The sequence below is a fragment of the Paraburkholderia bengalensis genome (genome assembly GCF_037126505.1).
In the GTDB taxonomy this organism is placed as follows: Bacteria; Pseudomonadota; Gammaproteobacteria; order Burkholderiales; family Burkholderiaceae; genus Paraburkholderia; species Paraburkholderia bengalensis.
Genome location: NZ_JACFYJ010000121.1, coordinates 1 through 20,246, shown reverse-complemented (window position 1 = coordinate 20,246; position 20,246 = coordinate 1). Strand labels below are relative to the sequence as shown.

Annotated in this window: 15 protein-coding genes and 2 pseudogenes; 6 read left to right on the top strand and 11 right to left on the bottom strand. The window is 61.9% G+C overall.

The window, feature by feature from the left end; genetic code table 11:
• The 7 genes and pseudogenes from H3V53_RS37930 to bcsD all read right to left on the bottom strand — a co-directional run.
• A pseudogene (locus H3V53_RS37930) lies at positions 1-854 on the bottom strand (cellulose synthase); the annotation flags it as partial.
• Positions 827-2,002, bottom strand: a complete 1,176-nt coding sequence (bcsZ, locus tag H3V53_RS37925; protein ID WP_419539711.1) for a cellulose synthase complex periplasmic endoglucanase BcsZ — start codon at positions 2,000-2,002, stop codon at positions 827-829. The pseudogene H3V53_RS37930 and the gene bcsZ, both read right to left, overlap by 28 nt.
• A 67-nt stretch (positions 2,003-2,069) precedes the next feature.
• Positions 2,070-4,643: a cellulose biosynthesis cyclic di-GMP-binding regulatory protein BcsB gene (gene bcsB, locus H3V53_RS37920; protein WP_336602212.1), complete on the bottom strand. Its 2,574-nt coding sequence runs from the start codon at positions 4,641-4,643 to the stop codon at positions 2,070-2,072.
• Between the two features lie 2 nt (positions 4,644-4,645).
• Positions 4,646-6,877, bottom strand: a complete 2,232-nt coding sequence (gene bcsA / locus H3V53_RS37915; protein WP_336602211.1) for a UDP-forming cellulose synthase catalytic subunit — start codon at positions 6,875-6,877, stop codon at positions 4,646-4,648.
• The gene (gene bcsQ / locus H3V53_RS37910) at positions 6,874-7,662 is read right to left on the bottom strand and encodes a cellulose biosynthesis protein BcsQ (RefSeq protein ID WP_054920975.1); all 789 of its coding nucleotides are present in this window, start codon (positions 7,660-7,662) and stop codon (positions 6,874-6,876) included. The genes bcsA and bcsQ overlap by 4 nt, the downstream gene beginning before the upstream one ends.
• A complete protein-coding gene (bcsP, locus tag H3V53_RS37905; protein WP_336602210.1) occupies positions 7,659-8,588 on the bottom strand; it encodes a cellulose biosynthesis protein BcsP in 930 nt (309 codons plus the stop codon). Before bcsP ends, bcsQ begins: the two co-directional genes overlap by 4 nt.
• Before the next feature lie 113 nt (positions 8,589-8,701).
• Positions 8,702-9,166 carry a cellulose biosynthesis protein BcsD gene (gene bcsD / locus H3V53_RS37900; RefSeq protein ID WP_336602209.1) on the bottom strand — a complete coding sequence of 155 codons (465 nt, stop codon included), beginning with the start codon at positions 9,164-9,166 and terminating at the stop codon, positions 8,702-8,704.
• A gap of 311 nt (positions 9,167-9,477) precedes the next feature.
• On the opposite strand from bcsD, the gene H3V53_RS37895 reads away from it, so the two are divergent.
• Both H3V53_RS37895 and H3V53_RS37890 read left to right on the top strand, forming a co-directional pair.
• The gene (locus tag H3V53_RS37895; RefSeq protein ID WP_419539710.1) at positions 9,478-9,876 is read left to right on the top strand and encodes a hypothetical protein; all 399 of its coding nucleotides are present in this window, start codon (positions 9,478-9,480) and stop codon (positions 9,874-9,876) included.
• A gap of 117 nt (positions 9,877-9,993) precedes the next feature.
• Positions 9,994-10,812, top strand: coding sequence for an alpha/beta fold hydrolase (locus H3V53_RS37890; RefSeq protein WP_336602208.1), 819 nt, complete (start codon positions 9,994-9,996; stop codon positions 10,810-10,812).
• Between the two features lie 17 nt (positions 10,813-10,829).
• Here the strand turns inward: H3V53_RS37890 and H3V53_RS37885 are convergent, their stop codons facing one another.
• A complete protein-coding gene (locus H3V53_RS37885; RefSeq protein ID WP_336602207.1) occupies positions 10,830-11,855 on the bottom strand; it encodes a peptidoglycan DD-metalloendopeptidase family protein in 1,026 nt (341 codons plus the stop codon).
• 422 nt (positions 11,856-12,277) lie between these two features.
• Between H3V53_RS37885 and H3V53_RS37880 the strand changes: the two genes are divergently transcribed.
• The gene (locus H3V53_RS37880) at positions 12,278-12,685 is read left to right on the top strand and encodes an SRPBCC family protein (protein ID WP_336602206.1); all 408 of its coding nucleotides are present in this window, start codon (positions 12,278-12,280) and stop codon (positions 12,683-12,685) included.
• Between the two features lie 3 nt (positions 12,686-12,688).
• On the opposite strand, the gene H3V53_RS37875 is transcribed toward H3V53_RS37880, so the two are convergent.
• Complete coding sequence (locus H3V53_RS37875; protein ID WP_336602205.1) at positions 12,689-13,444, bottom strand: DeoR/GlpR family DNA-binding transcription regulator; 756 nt, start codon at positions 13,442-13,444, stop codon at positions 12,689-12,691.
• Between the two features lie 162 nt (positions 13,445-13,606).
• Between H3V53_RS37875 and H3V53_RS37870 the strand changes: the two genes are divergently transcribed.
• Positions 13,607-14,194, top strand: a complete 588-nt coding sequence (locus H3V53_RS37870) for an NUDIX domain-containing protein (RefSeq protein ID WP_336602204.1) — start codon at positions 13,607-13,609, stop codon at positions 14,192-14,194.
• 99 nt (positions 14,195-14,293) lie between these two features.
• Here the strand turns inward: H3V53_RS37870 and H3V53_RS37865 are convergent.
• Positions 14,294-15,396 (bottom strand): annotated as a pseudogene (locus H3V53_RS37865) (porin).
• A gap of 478 nt (positions 15,397-15,874) precedes the next feature.
• On the opposite strand from H3V53_RS37865, the gene H3V53_RS37860 reads away from it, so the two are divergent.
• On the top strand, positions 15,875-16,855 hold the full coding sequence (locus H3V53_RS37860) for a helix-turn-helix domain-containing protein (protein ID WP_336602203.1): 981 nt from the start codon (positions 15,875-15,877) through the stop codon (positions 16,853-16,855).
• A 60-nt stretch (positions 16,856-16,915) separates the two neighbouring features.
• A complete protein-coding gene (locus H3V53_RS37855; protein WP_336602202.1) occupies positions 16,916-18,286 on the top strand; it encodes an undecaprenyl-phosphate glucose phosphotransferase in 1,371 nt (456 codons plus the stop codon).
• A gap of 197 nt (positions 18,287-18,483) precedes the next feature.
• On the opposite strand, the gene H3V53_RS37850 is transcribed toward H3V53_RS37855, so the two are convergent.
• A complete protein-coding gene (locus H3V53_RS37850) occupies positions 18,484-19,962 on the bottom strand; it encodes a mannose-1-phosphate guanylyltransferase/mannose-6-phosphate isomerase (RefSeq protein ID WP_419539708.1) in 1,479 nt (492 codons plus the stop codon).
• Positions 19,963-20,246 lie beyond the last annotated feature (284 nt).

The window sequence follows — 20,246 nt, the reverse complement described above, 5'->3', positions numbered from 1 at the left end:
CCGCGCGCGTCGGCGCCGGCGTTCTGCTGCGCGCGCTCGCTCGCGCGCCGGTCCTGCTCGGCGATCGAATCGGCGCGTGCCTTGACGGCGGCGTCGTCGGGATACGCGGACAGATACGCCTGGAAGAGCGGCGCATCCGATGCGCGCACGCCGAGCCACAGCAGCGCCTGACGCCAGCTCGCCTTGGCCTGCGCGCCGACGATCGAATCCTTCGACAGCTGCGCAAGCTGCTCGATGCCCTCGCGCCGGTTCGCCTCGCGATACGTCAGATGCTGCGCATAGGCGAGCGCGAAGCGCGGGTCGTCGCGATGCTCGCGCGCAAGCTGCTCGAGCCCGCGCCGCGCCTCTTCCCAGCCTTGCGGCGTGGAGCCGAGCGACTGGTAATACTCGAGCGCGAGCTGCGCGTTGGCCGGCTTCGGACCGAGCGCCTGCCGGTAGGCCTGCGCCGCCGACGCCTGCTGGCCCGCCTGCGCGAGCCGACGCGCGTCGTTGACGGCCTGGTCGGCCGGGCTGGATTCGCCGAGGCGCCGCGCAAGCTCGTCGATATTCGGATAATTCGGCGCGGCCTGACGCAAGCGCGCGAGATACTGCTGCGCGCCCGCGCCGTCCTTGCGGTCGGCCATCACGATGCCCATTCCGTACAGCGCGTCGGGCTGTTTCGGATCGATGCGCAAGACCTTCAGCCACGCCTGCTCGGCCAGGTCGCCGCGACGATGCGCCTGCCAGTATTTGCCCTGATCGATCAGAACGTTCATCGGATCGTTCGGTTGCGCCTGCGCGAATGCCGGGGCCGCCGCGCTGGCGCCGAGCGTCAGCGCTACGCCGATTACGAGCGCGCGTTGGCGGATTGGCATGTGTTCTCCCAACGCGGCACGAGGCGGCCATTTTCATCGAAGCGGTAGCGGCCGTCTGCGGACCCTGTACCGAAGAGCATCAACACCTCGTCGTAATAGACAGGCTGGTTTTGAGTGGGCTGACCTTGAGCGGACGGCGAGACGCCTGGCGCTGCCGCCGTCATCGCTGCCAGATGCGTTTGCGCGAGCCCCGCTGCGCGCGTGTCGCCGAGCGCGCGGAAATACGGCAGCAGCCCGCCCCAGAAGCCGATCGGGCCTTCGCCCGTCGCGCTGCCCGTGGTGGTCGCGACTTTTTCGGGCGGCACGCCCGTCGCTGCAATCCGGTCGCGCATGCCGTGCAGCGCGGCGAGCCAGGGCCTCGCGAGGGGATCGGCGCTCGCCGTCAGCCCTGCCCACAGATAGACGCGGATCGCATCGTAACTGCCTAGATCGCCCTTCTGCGGATCGACGACGAACTGCCCGTCGCGATATGCCGCCCAGTCCGGCGCGAAGCCGAGCGGAGAGGTCGTCTTGACGAGCTTGAATGCGTTGTCGGCGATTTGCGGCCAAGGGCCGTCCGGCGACTGCGCCGCGAGCGCGCGCAGCAGCGGCAACGGCAGATAGCTCGGGTTCAGGCGCGTCGTGTTGCCGCTGCGAAAGCCTTGCGGGCCAGGCAGCAGCATCGGACCGAGGCCGCGCAGATCGGCGACTTCCTGCTTCTCGATCTGCGTGGCAAGCGCGTACGCGAGCTTCGTGTACGCCGGCTCGCGCCACAGACGCCCCGCTTCGAACAGGTCATACGCGATCCACAGGTCCGAGTCCGCCGCCGAATTCTGGTCGAGCACACCATAGAAGCCGTCGGGCTTCCTGCCCCACTGCCACGCAGGCAGTTTCACGTCATTGGCATCGAAGCGGCCCGCCGACAGATTCGCGCGCGTCCAGCGCAACACGCGGTCGAAGGTCGCGCGATCGTTCGCGACGAGCGCGAAGAACATGCCGTACGACTGGCCCTCTGACGTGGTCTGCTGCGTGGGCGTCGAAAAGTCGACGACGCGTCCGTCCTGCTGCACGAAGCGCGACACGAACGCGCGATACGCGGGCCAGTCGTCGCAGGCGGCGGCATGCGCCGGGCTCGTGAGGCCGGACATGATGCCCGCGATCGTCAGCATGGCGCGCAGCAGCGCGCAAAACGCGACGGGCATGCGCAACGAATGCGAAAAAATACCTGCCCGCATGTCAATCCTTCAGCCGGCGCGCGGCAACCGCGCGCAACAGCCGGTAGAACACGGCCGCGATGATCAGCGCCGCGAGCACGCCGCCCAGCAGCAGCAACAGCGGATGCACGGACAGCGCCCAGCGCATGTACTCGACCGGCGACAGATGGCCGACGTAATAGACGTCGCCGTTCGACACGACTTCGAGCGTGCGGCCGCGCACTACCGTCAGTCCGCCCTGGATCGACTGCACGAGATCGGGGTCGAGCATCGCGTTGGTCAGATCCGTGTCCGACTGGCCCGGCGCCGAGATCAGCGCGACCACGCTGCGGCCTTTTTCGAGCGGCGACTGGAAGCCGGTGATGATCGCGTCCCCCGACGCGTTGACCAGCGACAGGTCCGCGCGCCCCGCCGTGCGCACACCGCCGCGATCGCCGTGCCACCAGTTCGCGATGCGGAACGATACGTTCGAGAACTGCATGCCGCGCGTGTCGCTTTCGGCGGAGAACGGCATCGCGGCCTGCCATGTGCCCAGTAGCGGCTGCTGGCCGGGCGCTCCGATCACGAGCAGGTCCTTGTCGGCCAGACGCTGCACGTCGGCGGCCGTCGCGACGGTGACGCCCGTCACGGGATACGCCGTCGACGCCCCCATGCGGCCCATCACCATCAGATACAGGCTGTAGTCGCTCGGGTTCGCATTGGCGGGCAGGATCACGGCCGTCTGCGACAGGTCGGCGAGCTTCGTGAACGGCCAGCCGCTGTTCGCGAACGCGGCCAGATCGGGCAGCGCCATGTAGTGCGGGAACGACGACAGATCGATGGTCGAGTCGGGATCGATCTCGCCGCGCACGTTGTCGACGACCTGCCCCTGGCATTCGCCCGTCTTCGGCATGTCGTAGTAGAAGTGAAAGCGCAATTGCGCCTGCGACGCGAGCAGATGCGGCGGAATGTAGATGACCTTCGACGTCGGGGCCGTGTTGTCGGGCAGCATCCGGTTCAGATAGCGGCCGAGATCGAGCATCGACGACGACTGCGCGGGAATGCGCAGCGCCTGCACGAAGTTGTTGTTGACGCTGATGTTGAGCGTCGAGCGGTCCGGCGCGGGGCGCACCGTGAAGCGATAGCGCAGGTCGACGGGCACGCCCTTCGTGCGCCACGTGAACAGGTCGGGCGCGATGCGCAGGTCCACGCGCACCACATCGGCGTTGTAGCCGCGCACGGACAGATCCTTCGGCACGGTCAGCTCGCCGAAACGCACCGGGCGGTCGGTCGGCAGCCAGCCGGGCGCGTCGTACGGCTGTCGCGCGCGCGGCGTGTCGACGTGCGTGATCGTCTGCACGGTGCCCGACAGCGCGGCTTCGCCCAGCGACAGCGCGTTCGCCGCGACCTTCAGCTCGCGTCCGTCGCGGCCGAGCACGAGCAGCAGCTTGCCGTGCGCGGGCGCTTCGCGATCCACCACGGCGAGCATCGGTCCGTTGATGGCGGGCAGCGTGACGCCGGCGGGACGCTCGTCGTTGGTCGCGAACACCACGGCGTTGCCCGACAGCGGCGCGTTGTCCAGTTGCGCGGGAAACAGCGCGCCGCGATAGCCGGCGAGCGAGCCGAACCACGACGCCACAGCGCCCGCTGCTTCAAGCGCCTGCGACGACGGCTTCGCGGCGAACACGAACGGCAGTTCGAGCCGACGAATGTCGCGCCGGTCGAAGAACGGCAGCGGCAGCGCGCCGAGATCGGGTTTCGTCGTGAGCGACGCGAACGTCAGGTCGAGCGTGCTCGCGTTGCTGACAGTCGCCCACAACGCGCTGCTCGCCGGGTCTTCGCAGCCCTGCGTGTAGTGGCCGATCAGCTGGATGTTCAGGTGATTGAACTCGGTGATGAGGCGCGGCTCGAGCGGAACGTCGCGCGCGAGCAGCGTGCCCGCCTGCTCGCGCGGCACGGGCAGCGTCGCGGCGACTTCGCCGTTCACCAGCACCTTCAGGTGCGACAGGTTCGACAGCAGCGACGGCGAGTAGCTGTAGATCAGATGCAGGTTCGCGCCCGTCACCACTTCGTCGGCGCGCACCGAGAACGGCACGCCGTTCTGGCCGTCGACACCGCGCAGTTGCAGCGGATCGAGCGCGCCCAGTTGCGCGAACGTGAAAGTCTGCCGGCGTCCGCCCGTCACGGCCGTGCCGTTGTCGGCCGTGGTGGGCATCGTGTCGCGGCCGTTGCGCACGACGGCGAACGGCGACGGCGTCGGCTCGGCGAATGCGGGCTGCTGCGCCGCGCGCGGATCGACAGGCCGCGCGGCGGGCAGCGGCGGCAGTCCAGCGCTCGTGACGTTGGTGGCGTTGGGGGAAGCAGAACTGCTCGACGGCGCAGCGGCGAGCTCGGCCTTCGTCGCGGGAATGGCGCCAGGTGAGGTGGCGGGCGCAGCGGCGGGAGCAGCCGCGGAAGCCGCCTGCACGGCGGGCAGCAGCGCGCCGAACAGCAGCACGGCAGCCAGCGCGGCCCGCAGCGGCAAGCGCCATCCGTCACGCGCGCGGGCGCGTGGACCGAGACGCAAGCCAGCCGTCTTCGCCGCCGGAGAAGCGGCGTCGTATCGCATGAACCCCATCGTTATTTTCCGTTCTTCGTATCGTTTGCCACGGCCTTGCGTCGCGTGCGCAGCGTGCGCAGGTCCGCGTACAGGTGTTCGAACAGCCCCACGATGCCGCCCAGCCCCACGCGCATCACGTGCGACAGGCTCTTGAGCGGCGTATCGACTTCGCGCCCTTCCGCCCAGCTCGTCCACGCGTCGGCGCGTGCGAACGTGCTCTGCACGAAGTCGAGTTCCTGCTCACGCGTCATTGGCGCGAACTTCAGGCCGACGCGGCCCGGCACCGAATAGGTGACGTCGGCGGGAAACACGAATTCCTCATGGCCGCGAAACAGCGACACGACGACGCTCTCGTGCAAAGGCACTTCGATTGCGGCGGGCAGCTTCAGCGCGACGCCGCCTTCCGCGTAGTCGACGGTTTCGCAGACGAGCGTGCGTCCCGTCGAGAAGCGCAGCGAAGCGGGAATGCGCATCGCCACGCGATGCGTGGAGCGCACCTGGCGCTGCTCGCGCGCCGCCGCGACGCTCGCGCCGAGAATCAGCATGTTGTAGCCGGTCCATGCGAGGTTCAGCACGGTTGTCTGCACCTCGCTGTGCGAACTGGCGTTGAGCGCGATGTGCACGCAGCCGACGACGAAGCCGATCAGGTTCAGCGCCAGCAGGATCAGATACGGCCGGGAAATGCCCCAGTCGAAGTACTGCTCCTCGATGCGTCCGCCCTTCGCCGTCACGTTGAACTTGCCGAGCTTCGGGTTGATCAGCGCGAGCAAGGTGGGGGCCGTGATGTACGACGCGAGCACCGATTCGTACACCTCGGACCAGAACGAATGGCGGAAATGCCGCTGCATCCGCGAGTTCGTGATGTTCGCGTGGAACATGTGCGGCAGCGCGTAGATCGCGATCGTGCCCGCGGCCGCCTGGATGATGTGCGCATTGAAGAACAGGAACGACAGCGGCGCCGTCAGAAACACCAGACGCGGGATGCCGTAAAAGAAATGCATCATCGCGTTCAGATAGCAGAGCCGCTGGCCGAACGTGAGGCCGCCGCCCGTGAGCGGATTGTCGATGCGAAAAATCTGCGTCATGCCGCGCGCCCAGCGGATGCGCTGGCCAATGTGGCCGCCGAGGCTTTCCGTCGCGAGCCCCGCCGCCTGCGGTATCGCCAGATACGCCGTGGTGTAGCCCTTGCGATGCAGCTTGAGCGCAGTATGCGCATCTTCCGTCACGGTCTCCACAGCGATGCCGCCGATCTCTTCCACCATCGAGCGGCGCAACAGCGCGCACGAGCCGCAGAAAAAGGTGGCGTTCCACAGGTCGTTGCCGTCCTGCACGAGGCCGTAGAACAGCTCGCCCTCGTTCGGCACCTTGCGGAACGTGCCGAGGTTCTTTTCGAACGGATCGGCGGAAAAGAAATGGTGCGGCGTCTGCAGCATCGACAGTTTTGTGTCGCGCAGAAACCAGCCGAGGCCCACTTGCAAAAACGAGCGCGTGGGAATGTGGTCGCAGTCGAAGATCGCGAAGTATTCGCCGTCGGTGACCTTCAGCGCCTCGTTGATGTTGCCCGCCTTCGCGTGGCGGTTGTGCGAGCGGATCGTCCACGCCACACCGACTTCCTCGCAGAACGCCTTGAACTCGGGACGGCGGCCGTCGTCGAGCACGTGAATGGAGAGCTTGTCTTTCGGATAGTCGAGCGCGATGGCAGCATAAATGGTCGGCTTCACAACCGACAGCGGCTCGTTGTACGTGGGGATGAAAATGTCGACGGTCGGCCACGTGCTGCGGTCGAGGGGCAGCGGCAACGGCTTGCGCTTGAGCGGCCATGCGGTCTGGAAATAGCCGAGCATCAGCACGAGCGCCGCATACACTTCCGCCGATACCAGCAGCAGCCCCCAGACGGCGTCGAGGGGACGCTCCCAGTAGGTGGTTTCCGTCAGTCGCCAGTACATGTAGCGCCCCGTCGCGATCACCGACAGCATGATCATCACGAGCGTCGCGAAGTGCCCTTGCGCACGCCGGAACAGCATCGCGCAGACAAAGCAGCAGATCGCGAACGTCAGCTGCTCGCTAAACGCGAGCGGCACCGTGAACACGAAGAACAGCGCGCCCAGCGCGAACAGCACCAGCAGGATCGTGACGGGCAGGCTGCCCAGGATGCGCCCGTCGATCAGATGCGATGCGAGACGGTCGAAGCGCGAGCGTCGCGGCGGCTCGGCGTCGACGGCATCGAGAATATCTTCTTGCGCCGCGCTCATGCGACGTTCCTTGGCTGCTTCGCCTCGCCGTTCAGGCGCGCGTCCAGCCAGTCGCCGCACGCGCGCAGATCGGCGGCCGCCTGGCTGTGCGGATCGTAGTGAATCACGGTGGTGTCATACGCGAGCGATTCGCTCACGCCCTGATCGAGATGGATCACGCCGGGAAACAGATGCGCGGACAACGAATCGCGCAGCACCTTGACGACGTCCTTCGTGAGACTGCGGCTCTGGTCGACCTGGTTGATCACGTAGCCGTAACCGAGGAACGCGCCGCGCGGCACGCAATACGTCTGGATCAGACGCTCCATGTGCGGGATCGCGGCGTATGACGCGGCATCCGCGATCACGACGTTCAGCACGAAGTCGGCAGCAAGCAGCGCCGCGCGCGTATAAGCCGTCGCGCCAGGCGGCGTGTCGATCATCACGATGTCGTTCGCGTCGAGCGCGAGCGATTCGAGCGCTTCGCGAATCAGGTGCGGATGGCTGTCGAGCCGCGCTTCGAACACGCGGCGATCGTCTTCGTTCAGCGCGCCGTGCGGCAGCGCCGTGATTGCGTCCAAACCGTCGAACATCACCGTGCGCCACGACGCGCCCGCGAGCGTCGCGCGCGAGATGCCGTCGAAGTTGTCGATGGGAATGCCGAGGTGCAGACGCAGTGCATTCTGCGGATCGAGGTCGACGGCGATCAGCCGGCGTCCATTGGAACCGAGCACCGACGCGAGATTGGCCGCGAGCGTCGTCTTACCGACACCGCCTTTCGCCGAGACAACTGAGACCACTTTCATGCGTCACCATCCGTTTTACTGCGCGATCTCAGACTGTCGCGCAACGAACGAGCGGGCGCCGCCGTTCCGCGCGAAAGACGCGCGAACAGGGTGGCAAGATTCTTCGACTGCGGATGACCGGCCAGTTCGTGCTGCGCGGCGCGCTTGTCACTGAACAGGCCCGCGAGGATCGAACCGCCTTGCTGCGAAGCGGGCGTCGGCGGCACGGTCCGGGCGCTTTGCGCGAAGGGATGTTCAATGGAGGCGCGAGCGAACGGCTGGCCTTGCGTCGTGCGTGCTTCGCGCTGCGGTGTGGCGAACGGCGACGCAGCGGGCGGCACATCAGCGGCGGGCTGTGGCGATACGGGGATCACAGGCGGCATGGACGACGCGGACGACAAAGGCGGCATCTGCGCGACAGGCGCAACGAACGCGGGCTGCATCCGAACGGCCGAAGCCGGCGGCGTCTGAACCGGGGACGCTTGCGCCGCACGCGCCGCCGTCTCGACAGCGCACGCCGTCGACATGCTCGCCGCGTTCGCGGCAGCGTTCGCACGATCCTCGGACGATGCGGCAGCGGGCGGCGCGCTGAAACGGCTTGCGCCCGCTTGCGTCGGCGCGACGGGCGGCGGCATCGACGTGTGACGATGCCCGCGTGCAAATAGCGGCGGCCTCACCGGCTTCGACGCCCCGGCATCCGTGGCCGCGTTCGACGCGTCGGCCGCGCGCGTGTCGTGAGCAACCGAAGTCTCGCGTTGCGCGTGTGCCCCGGAAACTGCGCGTCCCGCCTCGGGCACCGGTCCGGTATGCGCGATGTCGAGCGCGTTCAATAGCGGCCAGCGCAGTGCGGCATGCTTCGCGTCGTCGTCGCGCGCCACTTCCTGATATTTCCCGGCGTCGCCACCGAAGCGCCGGAAGAGATTACCGACGTCATCTGAAACGCTCATGTTGTTTCCCCTGCGAGTCCTGCCCGTCTGTGCGCCCCAACAGCGCGACGACCGTCATTCCCGGCTGTTCACTATATGGTTACTGTTAACGTCGCTGCCCCCGGCAAGTTGAGTCAGCGCGCGTTCAGCAACCTGAATTCGTATGCATGAGCACTGCTGCTCTCGTATTGCTGCAACGCCAGTGAGCCCGCGCCCAGTTCATGCAGCCAATGTTGATAGGCGCCTTCCAGAAACGCGGCGGTCCATGGCGCGGCCCGTTCGCCAAATGCGGCAAGCGGCGCGCAACAATGCTCGATGGAAAGAAATTCGTCCTTTTCCGCGAGACGCACGAAGCCCCAGTCGAGTTCCGACCAGATGCTATTCAGAAATGAAGCAAGGTCGTCGAGCGTCGCGCACTCGCCCGCAGGATAGTTCGTGGCAAAGCGCGCACCGATGCGCGCCATCAGTACGCGCAGTTGCGATGTGTCGAGCTGCGTCTCGAACTCTTCGGCGAGCGCGGTGAGAAAGCCGCGCCATTGCGTGGATGGCTGATGTCGCGTGTAATAGTCGAGCAGAGTTGCCGTGTGTTCGTCTTGCATGTCCGAGAGGTTGATTACGAAGGCGTATGGTTGACCGGATCGCACTGGTAAACCAGTACCGAACACCACTATGCAAACAGACTATCTGTTTGACGAATCGGGCTAATGGGCGTCGCCAGCATAGCATCGTTCAGATGACTATTTAAAAGCAACTGGCACAGTTTCTGATGTGGAAACCCGACGACGGAGCGATTATTTTGCGCTTGCTCTTTTACGTCGGCTCTGTTCATCCCGATTGAACGGACGTCCGCGTTTCCTTCCAGATCCTTACGCGCGGCGCTTTGATTGAATCACTGCCTTTGGAGCCATCGATGAAGATTAACGACCAACGCGCCATTCAGTTTCTTGGAGAAATTCGCAAGCCGCTACTCGTGCTGCATAAGGCCATACTCGATCACGAGCGCACATTGTATGAGAAGGAGTTCGGCCCCGTCACGCCTGCCGCCTTCCTGCAGGTATTGATCAATGGATCGGGCTTTCGCTGGCTGAGTCCGTTATCGGCGGTAATCGCCAATGTCGACGAAATTCTCGACGACGATAAAGCCACCTCCGCCGATCGCGTCGCGGCCGTCGAATCGGTCGTGGGACTTTTTTCGGAGGACGTGCCGGGCAATCTATTCTTGCCCCGCTATCGGCAAATCTTGCAGCACGACCCTGGCATTCTTCATGCGCATGGCGGTATTGCGCCAATATTGAAGTCGCTTGAATGACGCATGATTAGCTAACTTGTTTGTCTCGCATGTGAGTCGATGATTCTGAAACGAGTTGGGACGATCGACTCAAATCAACATCACACGTACTCGTTTAGCGATGGAGTTGAAAGAACCATGACGCAATGGACGCTCGACCGGACCTTCACCTTTCGCGATCAGATCGTTCGTTATACGACCTTCGGCGAGGGGCCGGCCCTCGTGCTGATTCATGGCACGCCGTTTTCGTCGTGGGTGTGGCACCGGATTGCGCCGTATCTTGCGCAGAACCGCAAGGTCCATATGTACGATCTGCTGGGCTATGGCCAGTCGGAGCAGCGCGAAGGCGAGGACGTGTCGCTCGGCGTGCAGAACGGCCTGCTCGCGGCGCTCTTCGAACACTGGCGACTCGATGCGCCCGATGTCGTCGCGCATGACTTCGGCGGCGCGACGGCGCTGCGCGCACATCTGATCGATGGCTGCGATTATGCGAGCCTCACGCTGATCGATCCCGTCGCGGTTGCGCCGTGGGGTTCGCCGTTCGTGCGGCACGTTCGCGGGCATGCAGCCGCTTTTGCGGGCTTGCCTGCGTATATTCACGAGGCAATCGTCAAGACCTACATTCGCGGCGCGCTGGCGAAAACGATCGCCGACGACGACCTCGCGCCTTATGTCGCGCCGTGGCTTGGGGACGTCGGGCAGACTGCGTTCTACCGGCAGATCGCGCAGATGGACCAGCGCTTTACCGACGACGTCGAAGCGCGTTATCCGCAGATACGCTGCCGCACGCAGATCCTGTGGGGCGAAAACGATGCGTGGATTCCCATCGAACGGGGACGGCACCTGGCCAGCATCGTACCGGATGCGCGCTTTCAGGCGGTGCCCGGGGCCGGGCACCTGATGCAGGAAGATGCGCCGGAAGCGATCGTCGCGGCGGTGTTACGCTGGATCGATTAACCGCGACGCATGCGGCCTCAGCCGCGCGGGCGCGGCAGGAAAGGCATCGGATCGATTGGCTTGCCGTCATGCCGCAGTTCGAACAGCACTGAGACGCGCGAGTTGCTTTCGCTGCCCATCTCGGCAATCTGCTGGCCCTTGCGCACGATATCGCCCGTCTTGACGAGCAGCCTGCGGTTATGCGCGTAGGCCGTCAAAAAGTCTTTGTTGTGCTGGACGATGATGAGGCTGCCGTATTCGTTCAGCCCCGTGCCGGCGAACATGACCTTGCCGTCGGCGGCGGCGCGGATGGGGTCGCCCGGCTTCCCGCCGATCTCGATGCCGCGCGTCTCGCCCGGCTGAAACCCCTCGATGACATTGCCCTGCGCGGGCCAGATCAGCGACACGCCTTTCGCGTGGCGCGCCAGCTCGGCGTTGACTTCGCGCGATTCAGCCGCGCTCGGTGCATTCGTGACGGGTGCGTTCGTGGCGGGCGCGGGAGCGGCGTTGTTGGCGTCGACGGTATGGCCGGCGTTACCCGCGCCGCCGCCCGACGCGCTGCTCGCGACCGTGCCCGACGCGGCGCCCGCTGTCGCGGCCGCAGCCGCACCCGCAGCCGCTATCGTGCCGCTCGTTGCGCCCTTCGCATTCGAAGCGCCGTCCGACGCTGCAGCAGACGCAGCAGATACAGCAGACGCGCCGGGCACGGCCACCATCTTCACGGCATCCGGCGACGACATCTTCAGCGCCTGACCGACATGCAGCCGCGAGGACGGCTTCAGGCGATTCCACGCGACGATCTGCTTGACCGTGACGTTATGGCTGCGCGCGATGCGTGCCAGCGAATCACCGCGCCGCACCTTGTAAACCACGGGCGGCACAGGTTGAGCGACCATTTGCGTCGCGGGCGCAGCGGGCGTCTGGTCGGCGGCCGTCGGGGTTGCCGATGCTGCGTCGTTGCTCTTTGCGTCCTGCTCACCGACGTGCGCGCAGGCTCCCAACATCAAGGCGAGCGTCAAGCTCGCGAAACTGGCCCAGGTTCTGTCGAAACCATTCTTCGACATAGGTTCTCCCGCGTTATTCGTTCACAGTCCGGATGCGCAGCCCAGTCGACGGCAGGCGCGACGGACACCCGCAGACGGCGGCGCAGCATGCCGCCTCGTTGCGGCCTCAACTTTCCGGCATCTCCCTGGCTTGGCGCCGGGTGCGGAGCCGCGTCATACGCGACGCGATCTTCCACTAAAAGGGACGGATAGCCGGATAAATCCAAGCCGCATTGTAAAGTGCACGCGCCAGAAAAACGGGGCACGCAAACACTCTGATACAAAATGTTGATGGGCAGTATCGTTCGCCTGATGGCGCGTCGCGCAACGAGGCGCCGCCGCGCTTCGAATGGAACCGCTCAAGGTCATATCGGCAACGCGTGCGCGAAACTTGAGACGGGCGCACCGCTGCCCCGCGCGCTGCCCTCATCAAGGAGATCGACATGCCCGGCCCTGCCGAATCGAAAACCATCAGCGTGACGATCGCGCGTGACTGGCGCGAGGCGTACGCATTCATGGAACATCCGCTGTCGTTCGCGCAATGGGCGTCCGGGCTCGGTAAGCCGTTGCGCGGCGAAGGCTCGCAGTGGACCTTCGAGAGCGCCGATGGCCGCCCGGTGACGGTGCGGTTCACGCCGCGCAATCCGCATGGCGTACTCGATCATTACGTCGCCGGCGAACCCGGAGACGAAGTCTATGTGCCGATGCGAATCGTCGCGAATGGCGACGGCGCACTGGTTCTGCTAACGCTGTTTCGCACCGCCGCCATGAGCGATGCTCAATTCGCCGCGGACGCACTGTGGGTCGAACGCGATCTCGCCGCGCTCAAGCATTTTCTGGAGAAGCGGTAGCGCTCATGCCCGCACGATCGTCACGCCGAACGGCTCGAATGGTGCAATCGCGGCGTCGGGCGTGCTCTTTTCGACGATGATCGTACTGGCAGCGTCGATCCCCGCAATCATGTACGCCGACGCGGCATTGAGCTTCTCCGATGACGCGAGCACGATCGTCTCGGCCGCCCTCGCCACCAGCGCCCGTTTGACGTACGCCTCCTCCAGATCGCCCGTGCTGAGCCCCGCTTCGGCATGCACGCCCGTCACGCCCATGAAGTACAGATCCGCGCGAATGTGGCCAAGCGCTTCGATCGCGGCCGCGCCGACCGTCACCATCGAATGGCGGAACAGGCGCCCGCCGATCACGATCACTTCCAGCTCTTCATGTTCGGCCAGCTCGACAGCGACGTTCGGGCTGTGCGTCACGATCGTCGCGCGCAGACCGGCAGGAAGATGGCGCGCCAGCTGGATGGCTGTCGTGCCGCCATCGACGAACACGATCTGTCCAGGCGCGATCATCTGCGCGGCAGCCCGGCCGATCGCCGCCTTGGCATCCGTGCCGATCGCCCGCCGCCCCGCCAGATTCGCCACCGCAGGCGACGAAGGCAGCGCGCCGCCGTGCACGCGCTGCAGCTTGCCCTGCGCCGCAAGTTCGCGCAGGTCGCGGCGGATCGTATCCTCCGAAACGCCGAATGCTTCGCTCAACGGTTTGGCGAGCACCTGACCATCGCGCTTGAGCGCGTCGAGTATCGATTTCTTGCGTTGAGAGGTCAGCATCGTATCCGTCTGATGAAGCGTATCATGCAACTGCACGAATATTCTTGATTTCGCACGAAACTGCACGATACCATCATTCGACGACGCGGCTCAACCCGGCCGTGTCGTCGCCCGATTGCACGCTGCGATCGGGCAAGCCGGGTGCGGGAACAAGGAGCGCTGATGAGCGAAACCGCCGAGCGAGTGCGTATCGTCGACGTGCAGGTGCTGTCCGACGACTGGTACGTGCTGAAGAAAACCACCTTCGACTACCGGCGCGCCGACGGCAGCTGGCAGCGGCAAAGCCGCGAAACCTACGATCGCGGCAACGGTGCGACGCTGCTGCTCTACGATCCGCGACGCCGCACCGTCGTGCTGACGCGCCAGTTCCGCCTGCCCGCTTTCGTCAATGGGCACGAAGGGATGCTGATCGAGACGCCCGCCGGGTTGCTCGAAGAAGCATCGCCTGAAGCACGGATTCGCGCGGAAGTCGAAGAGGAAACCGGCTACCGCGTCGAGTCGGTGCGCAAGGTGTTCGAGGCGTTCATGAGTCCCGGCTCGGTGACGGAGAAACTCTTTTTCTTCGTCGCCGAATACGATGCCGGCGCGCGCGTGAGCCGCGGCGGCGGTATCGCGGACGAGGGTGAAGATATCGAGGTGATGGAACTGCCGATCGACGACGCCCTCGCGATGGTCGCGCACGGCGCGATCATGGACGGCAAGACCATCATGCTGCTGCAGTACGCAGCGCTGCATCTGTTCGCGCGTTAGCGCGACGCTCGGCAATAAAAAAAACCTCGGGCTTCATATGAAGCGCGACGGGAAGCGTGGAAATCAGACGACACGAATGTCTCTTGCTCCATCGCGTGATCAGAACTTGTGGTGAATGGCGGCACGGAACGCGAGCTGATTCGACGTCGACGAAGGCGCCTGCGTGCCGAGGATGAACGCGTTGTCCATGATCGAATTCGTCGTGTCGCCAGCGACCTTCTGATACACACCCTGCACGTAGAAGTCCGTGCGCTTCGAGACGTTGTAGTCTGCCATCAGGCCGACCGTGTGCACCTGCGGCTTCACGCCGCCCGTCGATGCGTCGTAGTTTTCGAGCGTATACACATACTGTCCGCCCACATAGAACGCAGGCGTCACCTGATACTTCGCGTTCAATTCGAGGTTCTGGAACTTCAGCGGATTCAGCGTCGCACCCGGCGCGACGATCGCGCCCGGCGTGCCGAGATAGCCGTTGCCCGTCGGGTTACGGAAGTTCGAGTTGGTATATGCGAAGCCGACCGTTGCCGAACCGAACGTATCGTTCACGCCCGCGCCGAACACGCGCATGCGCTGTGCGAGTTGGTTGCGATGGCGCCGCCAGAGGTCGCGCCCGTGTTGTCTGCCTGCAGATAGACGGCCGCGAAGAGAAGACCGCCCGTCGTGTATTGCGCGCCAAAGCTGTTCTGGCGGTTGTCGGCGAAGTTAGTGTCGTTGCTGAAGCTATACGTGCCGCCGAACTGGAAGCCCGCCATGTCCGGCTTGCGTACTGATCGGGCTGTTGACGCGGATGCGAGAACAGGTGCCCGGACCAGTTGCCCGTTCGACGTCGTTTGCGCAAGATAGTCGACGACGGAATCGTATTGACGGCGAGCGTGATCCTACCGAACTTGTCGTTCGACACACCAACGTACGCCTGACGGCCGAACATGCGGCAGCCCTGACCGAGACGGCCTGCGTTCAGGTCGAAACCGTTCCCGAGTTGGAAGATCGCCTTGTAGCCGCCGCCCAGATCTTCTGCGCCCTTCATGCCCCAACGGCTGCCTTGCGCCTGGCCGCTCTGCAGTTCGACCACGCTGTGGCCGCCGACGCTGTTCGTATCGTCGATGCCTTCATCGATCACGCCATACAGCGTGACAATGCTCTGCGCGAACACGGGCGCGGCGACCCCCCGTAGCGGCCAGCACGATGATCTGCTTCTTCATTAGACGATCGCCGATCTTGGTAGCGGTATGGGTTGGCGCGTTTGCAGGTTTGACTTTTTGATTCGGCATGCCTACTTTTTATTAAGCTTTGCCGTCCTGCTTGCCCGCATCCCTTATTCAGGGAACATCCAACGGGAGAGATGCCACCCGAACGAAAACTCGCCGTCCAGTTGAAGTCGTGGCAACTGTAAAAATCGTTGTGAAACGCCCACGAATGGTGCATCAATTCGCGGAATTGAATGCGTCTGTCAGGGACATTCGATATTTCAGCGCCCGTTTTCGCTAAAGCTCCCCTGCACGAAACTTCGACACCGTGAATCGGAATCGTCCGATAGGACTTGCGAAAAGGGATTCGTATTCTCTGCGCCTCTATGTGGCGCGCGCTTAGCTAGCGACAGAGATTCGAACCAGACCGTTCATCTCAATGCTCAACCGCGCTTCGCGCCAAGGCTCACCGATACGCGGCCGGGAGGCATTGATGAAAACGACTTACCACGATGTTTCGCGTATTCCAAACCGCGCCCTTTCAAATCAGACCGCGAGCCTTGGTACTCACGTTATCGGGATCTTCGTCTTCGACGGATTTTCGATGCTACCGGCCGTGGAAGTCGTAGACGTATTCGACAAAGCGAATCAGGTCTTGGCTGTTGCAAATGATGTCGCGGCTTGCTACAGAACGGTGTTCGTTTCGAGCCACGGTGGTTGTGTGTCGAGTTCGGCGCGTATCGATGTGTTGACGCAATCAGTTGAACTGTTTCGGTCGGGTCGGGCAGTATTTGTCGCAAGCGGAAAAATGGCTGTAAACGCTACAAAAGATACGCTGTTCAGTGAATGGCTTCGCGGCGCCGCGTCGCAAGTTGATGAGGTTTTCGTTATCGGAAACAGCGATGCTTCGTTAGATGCCCGCAGAGAGTGCAGCCAAACTCAAACTTCACGGATGCCGAGCGCTGCCGACTTCCAAGCAACCGGTCCCACAGGAAACCACACATCCGATCACGCATCGCGCTCAGCGGTGCGGCACGCGCTTGAGATGATCAGGCAGGACTTTGGTTTGTCCATATTGCGACGAGTGCTCGAACATCTTCCTGATACTGGGTTGCCGGAATTCAATGCGATCGCAGCCAACGGTGCCAAGTCGATCAAGGAGAAGATCCACGAGAGCGCGCGGTGGATCACGCGTAACTGCAATAGACCAATTTCAATTACGGTAGCCGCGCAGACGGCAGGAATGAGCGACCGCTCGTACTTGCGGCATTTTCGAGCGGAAATGGGGGTGAAACCGTCCGAGCATCTGCGTCGGTCACGCGTTGAGTTGGCTGCGGCCATGCTTATATCAAGTGACTTGCCGGTCGACAAGATCGCACGGCGCTGCGGACTGACGAGTGGGGAATGCCTTGCGAGACTTTTTCGGCAGGTTTTGGATATTTCACCGACGGAGTATCGGAGCCGGCTGGTTTGAAGACATGACATCCGCATCAACCAAACGGCATCCTTTTATTCTCATTTCCTGATATACGCGATGCTTACACCCATTTCAAAAGCAACGGATTTCGTCTGCATTACCAGCGCCGCATATGTCTCGCAGAAGATCGTCTTTCACGATCAAATCGATCTTTCACACGTCGATGCTTTATTAGGCCTCCTCGGTCTCGCACTACCGTTTATCACATTTCGTTCAGCAAGGGTCTATCAACCTTTCCGAAACGATTCGGCAATCTCGCGCGCTGTCCGGACATTGGTTGCATGGCTAGCGGCTCAACTCATCCTCGCGATCCTGTCTAACCTGTACCCGGGCGCCGCTCTCCGAAATATTTGGTTGCTATGGTGGACAGTCATCGCCGCGTGCGCACTTATCATCGGCAGGTGTATGATTAAAGCACTACCGACCGTCTTCCGTTCATGGTGGTTCTCTCCTTCCCGAATAGCCATCGTCGCACCCTCCGGCGCCAATGCCAAACTCCTGGAGCGCATAACCTTTCAAACGGGGGACGCATTCGCCGCAGAGTTAATATTCGATCCATCACTCCCGCACGATACGATGATCGATCGTATTCCGGTCGTCTACGAACTTCAATCCCTGATTAATGCTGTTCGGACCGAAAAACTGCGCGAAATCTGGGTCCTGAACTCCCCTTTCCAGCCGATTTCGATCGAGCCATTGCTTCATGAATTCGAGCACGAATACGTCAATATACGAGTCCTGCCGTTATTGGACGAATGTGGACCTATAAGGTCGTATTTTGGTGATTATCGCGGCATCCGCCTTTTAAACGTTAAGGTAACTCCGGAACGTGGCTGGGGGACTGTCGCAAAGGAAATTTTCGATCGCATCTTCGCACTGTGTGCGCTGTCGTGCCTTTCCCCGCTATTCGTTGCCATCGCATTCGCCGTGAAACTGTCTTCCCCCGGACCTGTTCTGTTCCGGCAGTATAGAAAGGGAATGAATGGAACCATATTCTCAATCTATAAATTTCGAACAATGTATCAAGGCGCGGATATCCCAGGCGCTATTGTTCAAGCACAGAAAGGTGATGCGCGTGTCACTAGGATTGGACGATTTTTGCGCAGTACCAGTCTCGATGAACTTCCTCAATTCCTTAACGTTCTGGAAGGTGATATGTCGGTCGTCGGACCTCGGCCACATGCGGTCGAGCATGACGAATATTATAAAAATTTAATCCAAGACTATATGTTTCGATATCGTACAAAACCCGGCATTACTGGACTAGCGCAGATCAACGGCTTCCGCGGCGAAACCGCGCAACTTGAAAAAATGGAAGGTCGGGTAAAATTGGACGCTTATTATATCCAGAACAGGACATTTTGGATGGATATGCAGATTATCGCACTAACCATGATCAAAGGCTTTTCAGGAAAAGGAGCTTATTAAAACGACTTAACATCCATCATGTTGGATTCCAATGTCTTCACTCCTTCGCAGCCATCTTTCAAACTTTATCGGCTCCAAGCATACGGGCGGTCGCTCATATGCTCAGAGTCAGCGCTTCTCCGAATACGCCGTGTTGAGCGCCCGTACTAACAGTGAACGTAGAGCGCTTCCCACCGCAATACGCGATAGGGACGTGCCTAACCTCGACCGTAGTTATCTTCAAAACGAACGATATCGTCTTCGCCTAGATACGCCCCGGACTGCACCTCAATGATTTCAAGTGGTATTCGCCCTGGATTCTCAAGACGATGAGTAACACCAAGCGGGATGTAGGTAGATTGATTCTCTGACAGCATGAAACTTTCTTCGCCTCGGGTTACGAGTGCCGTACCGCGCACTATGATCCAGTGCTCAGCGCGATGATGATGCATTTGCAGCGATAGTTTAGCTCCAGGGTTCACGACGATCCGCTTGACCTGAAATCGATCACCGTTGTCGATCGAATCGTATAGTCCCCAAGGGCGATGGATTTTCCGATGCTTGACGGCCAGTGTGTTGCGCTCACTTCGCACCCGATCGACGACTTTCTTCACATCTTGTACATACGACCTGTCCGCAACAAGCACTGCGTCGTCCGTTTCCACCACGATAAGGTCGCGTGTGCCCACGCATGCAACGAATCGTCGTTCCGAATGAACAAAAGTCGACGAGGCAGCTTCAAACATGACTGCACCGCCTTGGCCTACATTGTCGTTTTCGTCCTTTCGCATGATCTTCCAGAGGGAATCCCATGAGCCCAGATCAGACCATCCGGCTACCACCGGAACGACAACGCTACTGCAGATCGGATCACGGCTTCCCAACTTCTCCATAATCGCGTAGTCGATCGAATCAGACGGGGACGATTTGAATGCCTCGTAGTCTAATCGCACAAACGATCCGTCAGAAACGCTTTTCTCATATGCAGCACTGCACGCTGCATGGATTTTTGGTTGGAACTGTTCAACAGCCTTGATCCATACAGATGCGCGCACAATGAAGATCCCGCTGTTCCATAGGTATCGGTTCGATTCGACATACTGCTTCGCAATATCCAGCGCAGGCTTTTCTATGAACCCATCGAGCCAGCGAGCGTTCATCACATCTTCGCCCGTCAGTGCTTCACCGAGTCGAATATATCCATAACCAGTTTCCGGGGATGTAGGCACTACACCAAGCGTAACAAGACGGCCTTTCGCCGCGTGCACGATGCCCACATTGACGGCAGCCTGGAAGCGTTCAATATCACGAAATGCGTGATCCGCTGGCATCACAACCATGATGCCGTCTCCTTCTGATTCGATGATCGCAACTGCTGCAACGGTTAGCGCAGGTGCGGTATTCCGTGCCATCGGTTCGAGCAGCAGCTTATACTGCTTTCCGCTCGCCCGTAGTTGCTCCGCAGTAGTAAAGCAATGCTCCTCGTTACACACGACGATCGTTCGGGAAGCGATCTGGTAGCTGAAATCAAATCCGTCCAGACGTCGTGTTGTTGACTGAAGCAACGACTCTTCCCCGATCAAGGAAATTAATTGCTTCGGATATTGTTCGCGAGACACCGGCCATAGCCGCGTGCCCGACCCGCCGGCAAGAATCACAGGATGGACTTGGAGCGACGTGTCAGACGGTCCGTCCATTTTCATTGGTTGCCGGTCGATCGGTAATTCAAATGATGCGGCCATGAGGTGCTCCCAAAATGTAAAAGAATCGCGCATAAAAATCGTTGTATGCAAACGTTCAAGTTTCTTTGCCCCGACGTCGCGTTAGATCGTGATGCTGTGATCGTGTGCACTGGTTGTGAATCCTCGTTGGCCGCTCGGACGCCACACTGGCCAAAATCCTCTCCACCCCTTCCACGTACGCCTGGGTACCAAACTTCCGCACGGCCGTCTGATAGCCCCTCGCAACAAGCCTGTCGCGC

Bases quoted from the DNA above. Each gene is read 5' to 3' on its own strand.
- H3V53_RS37895 (WP_419539710.1), top strand. From the start codon at position 9,478: ATGAAGATTAACGACCAACGCGCCATTCAGTTTCTTGGAGAAATTCGC.
- bcsZ (WP_419539711.1), bottom strand. From the start codon at position 2,002: ATGCTGACGATCGCGGGCATCATGTCCGGCCTCACGAGCCCGGCGCAT.
- H3V53_RS37890 (WP_336602208.1), top strand. From the start codon at position 9,994: ATGACGCAATGGACGCTCGACCGGACCTTCACCTTTCGCGATCAGATC.
- H3V53_RS37880 (WP_336602206.1), top strand. From the start codon at position 12,278: ATGCCCGGCCCTGCCGAATCGAAAACCATCAGCGTGACGATCGCGCGT.
- bcsA (WP_336602211.1), bottom strand. From the start codon at position 6,877: ATGAGCGCGGCGCAAGAAGATATTCTCGATGCCGTCGACGCCGAGCCG.
- H3V53_RS37885 (WP_336602207.1), bottom strand. From the start codon at position 11,855: ATGTCGAAGAATGGTTTCGACAGAACCTGGGCCAGTTTCGCGAGCTTG.
- bcsB (WP_336602212.1), bottom strand. From the start codon at position 4,643: ATGGGGTTCATGCGATACGACGCCGCTTCTCCGGCGGCGAAGACGGCT.
- H3V53_RS37860 (WP_336602203.1), top strand. From the start codon at position 15,875: ATGAAAACGACTTACCACGATGTTTCGCGTATTCCAAACCGCGCCCTT.
- bcsD (WP_336602209.1), bottom strand. From the start codon at position 9,166: ATGCAAGACGAACACACGGCAACTCTGCTCGACTATTACACGCGACAT.
- H3V53_RS37850 (WP_419539708.1), bottom strand. From the start codon at position 19,962: ATGGACGGACCGTCTGACACGTCGCTCCAAGTCCATCCTGTGATTCTT.
- H3V53_RS37870 (WP_336602204.1), top strand. From the start codon at position 13,607: ATGAGCGAAACCGCCGAGCGAGTGCGTATCGTCGACGTGCAGGTGCTG.
- H3V53_RS37875 (WP_336602205.1), bottom strand. From the start codon at position 13,444: ATGCTGACCTCTCAACGCAAGAAATCGATACTCGACGCGCTCAAGCGC.
- bcsP (WP_336602210.1), bottom strand. From the start codon at position 8,588: ATGAGCGTTTCAGATGACGTCGGTAATCTCTTCCGGCGCTTCGGTGGC.
- H3V53_RS37855 (WP_336602202.1), top strand. From the start codon at position 16,916: ATGCTTACACCCATTTCAAAAGCAACGGATTTCGTCTGCATTACCAGC.
- bcsQ (WP_054920975.1), bottom strand. From the start codon at position 7,662: ATGAAAGTGGTCTCAGTTGTCTCGGCGAAAGGCGGTGTCGGTAAGACG.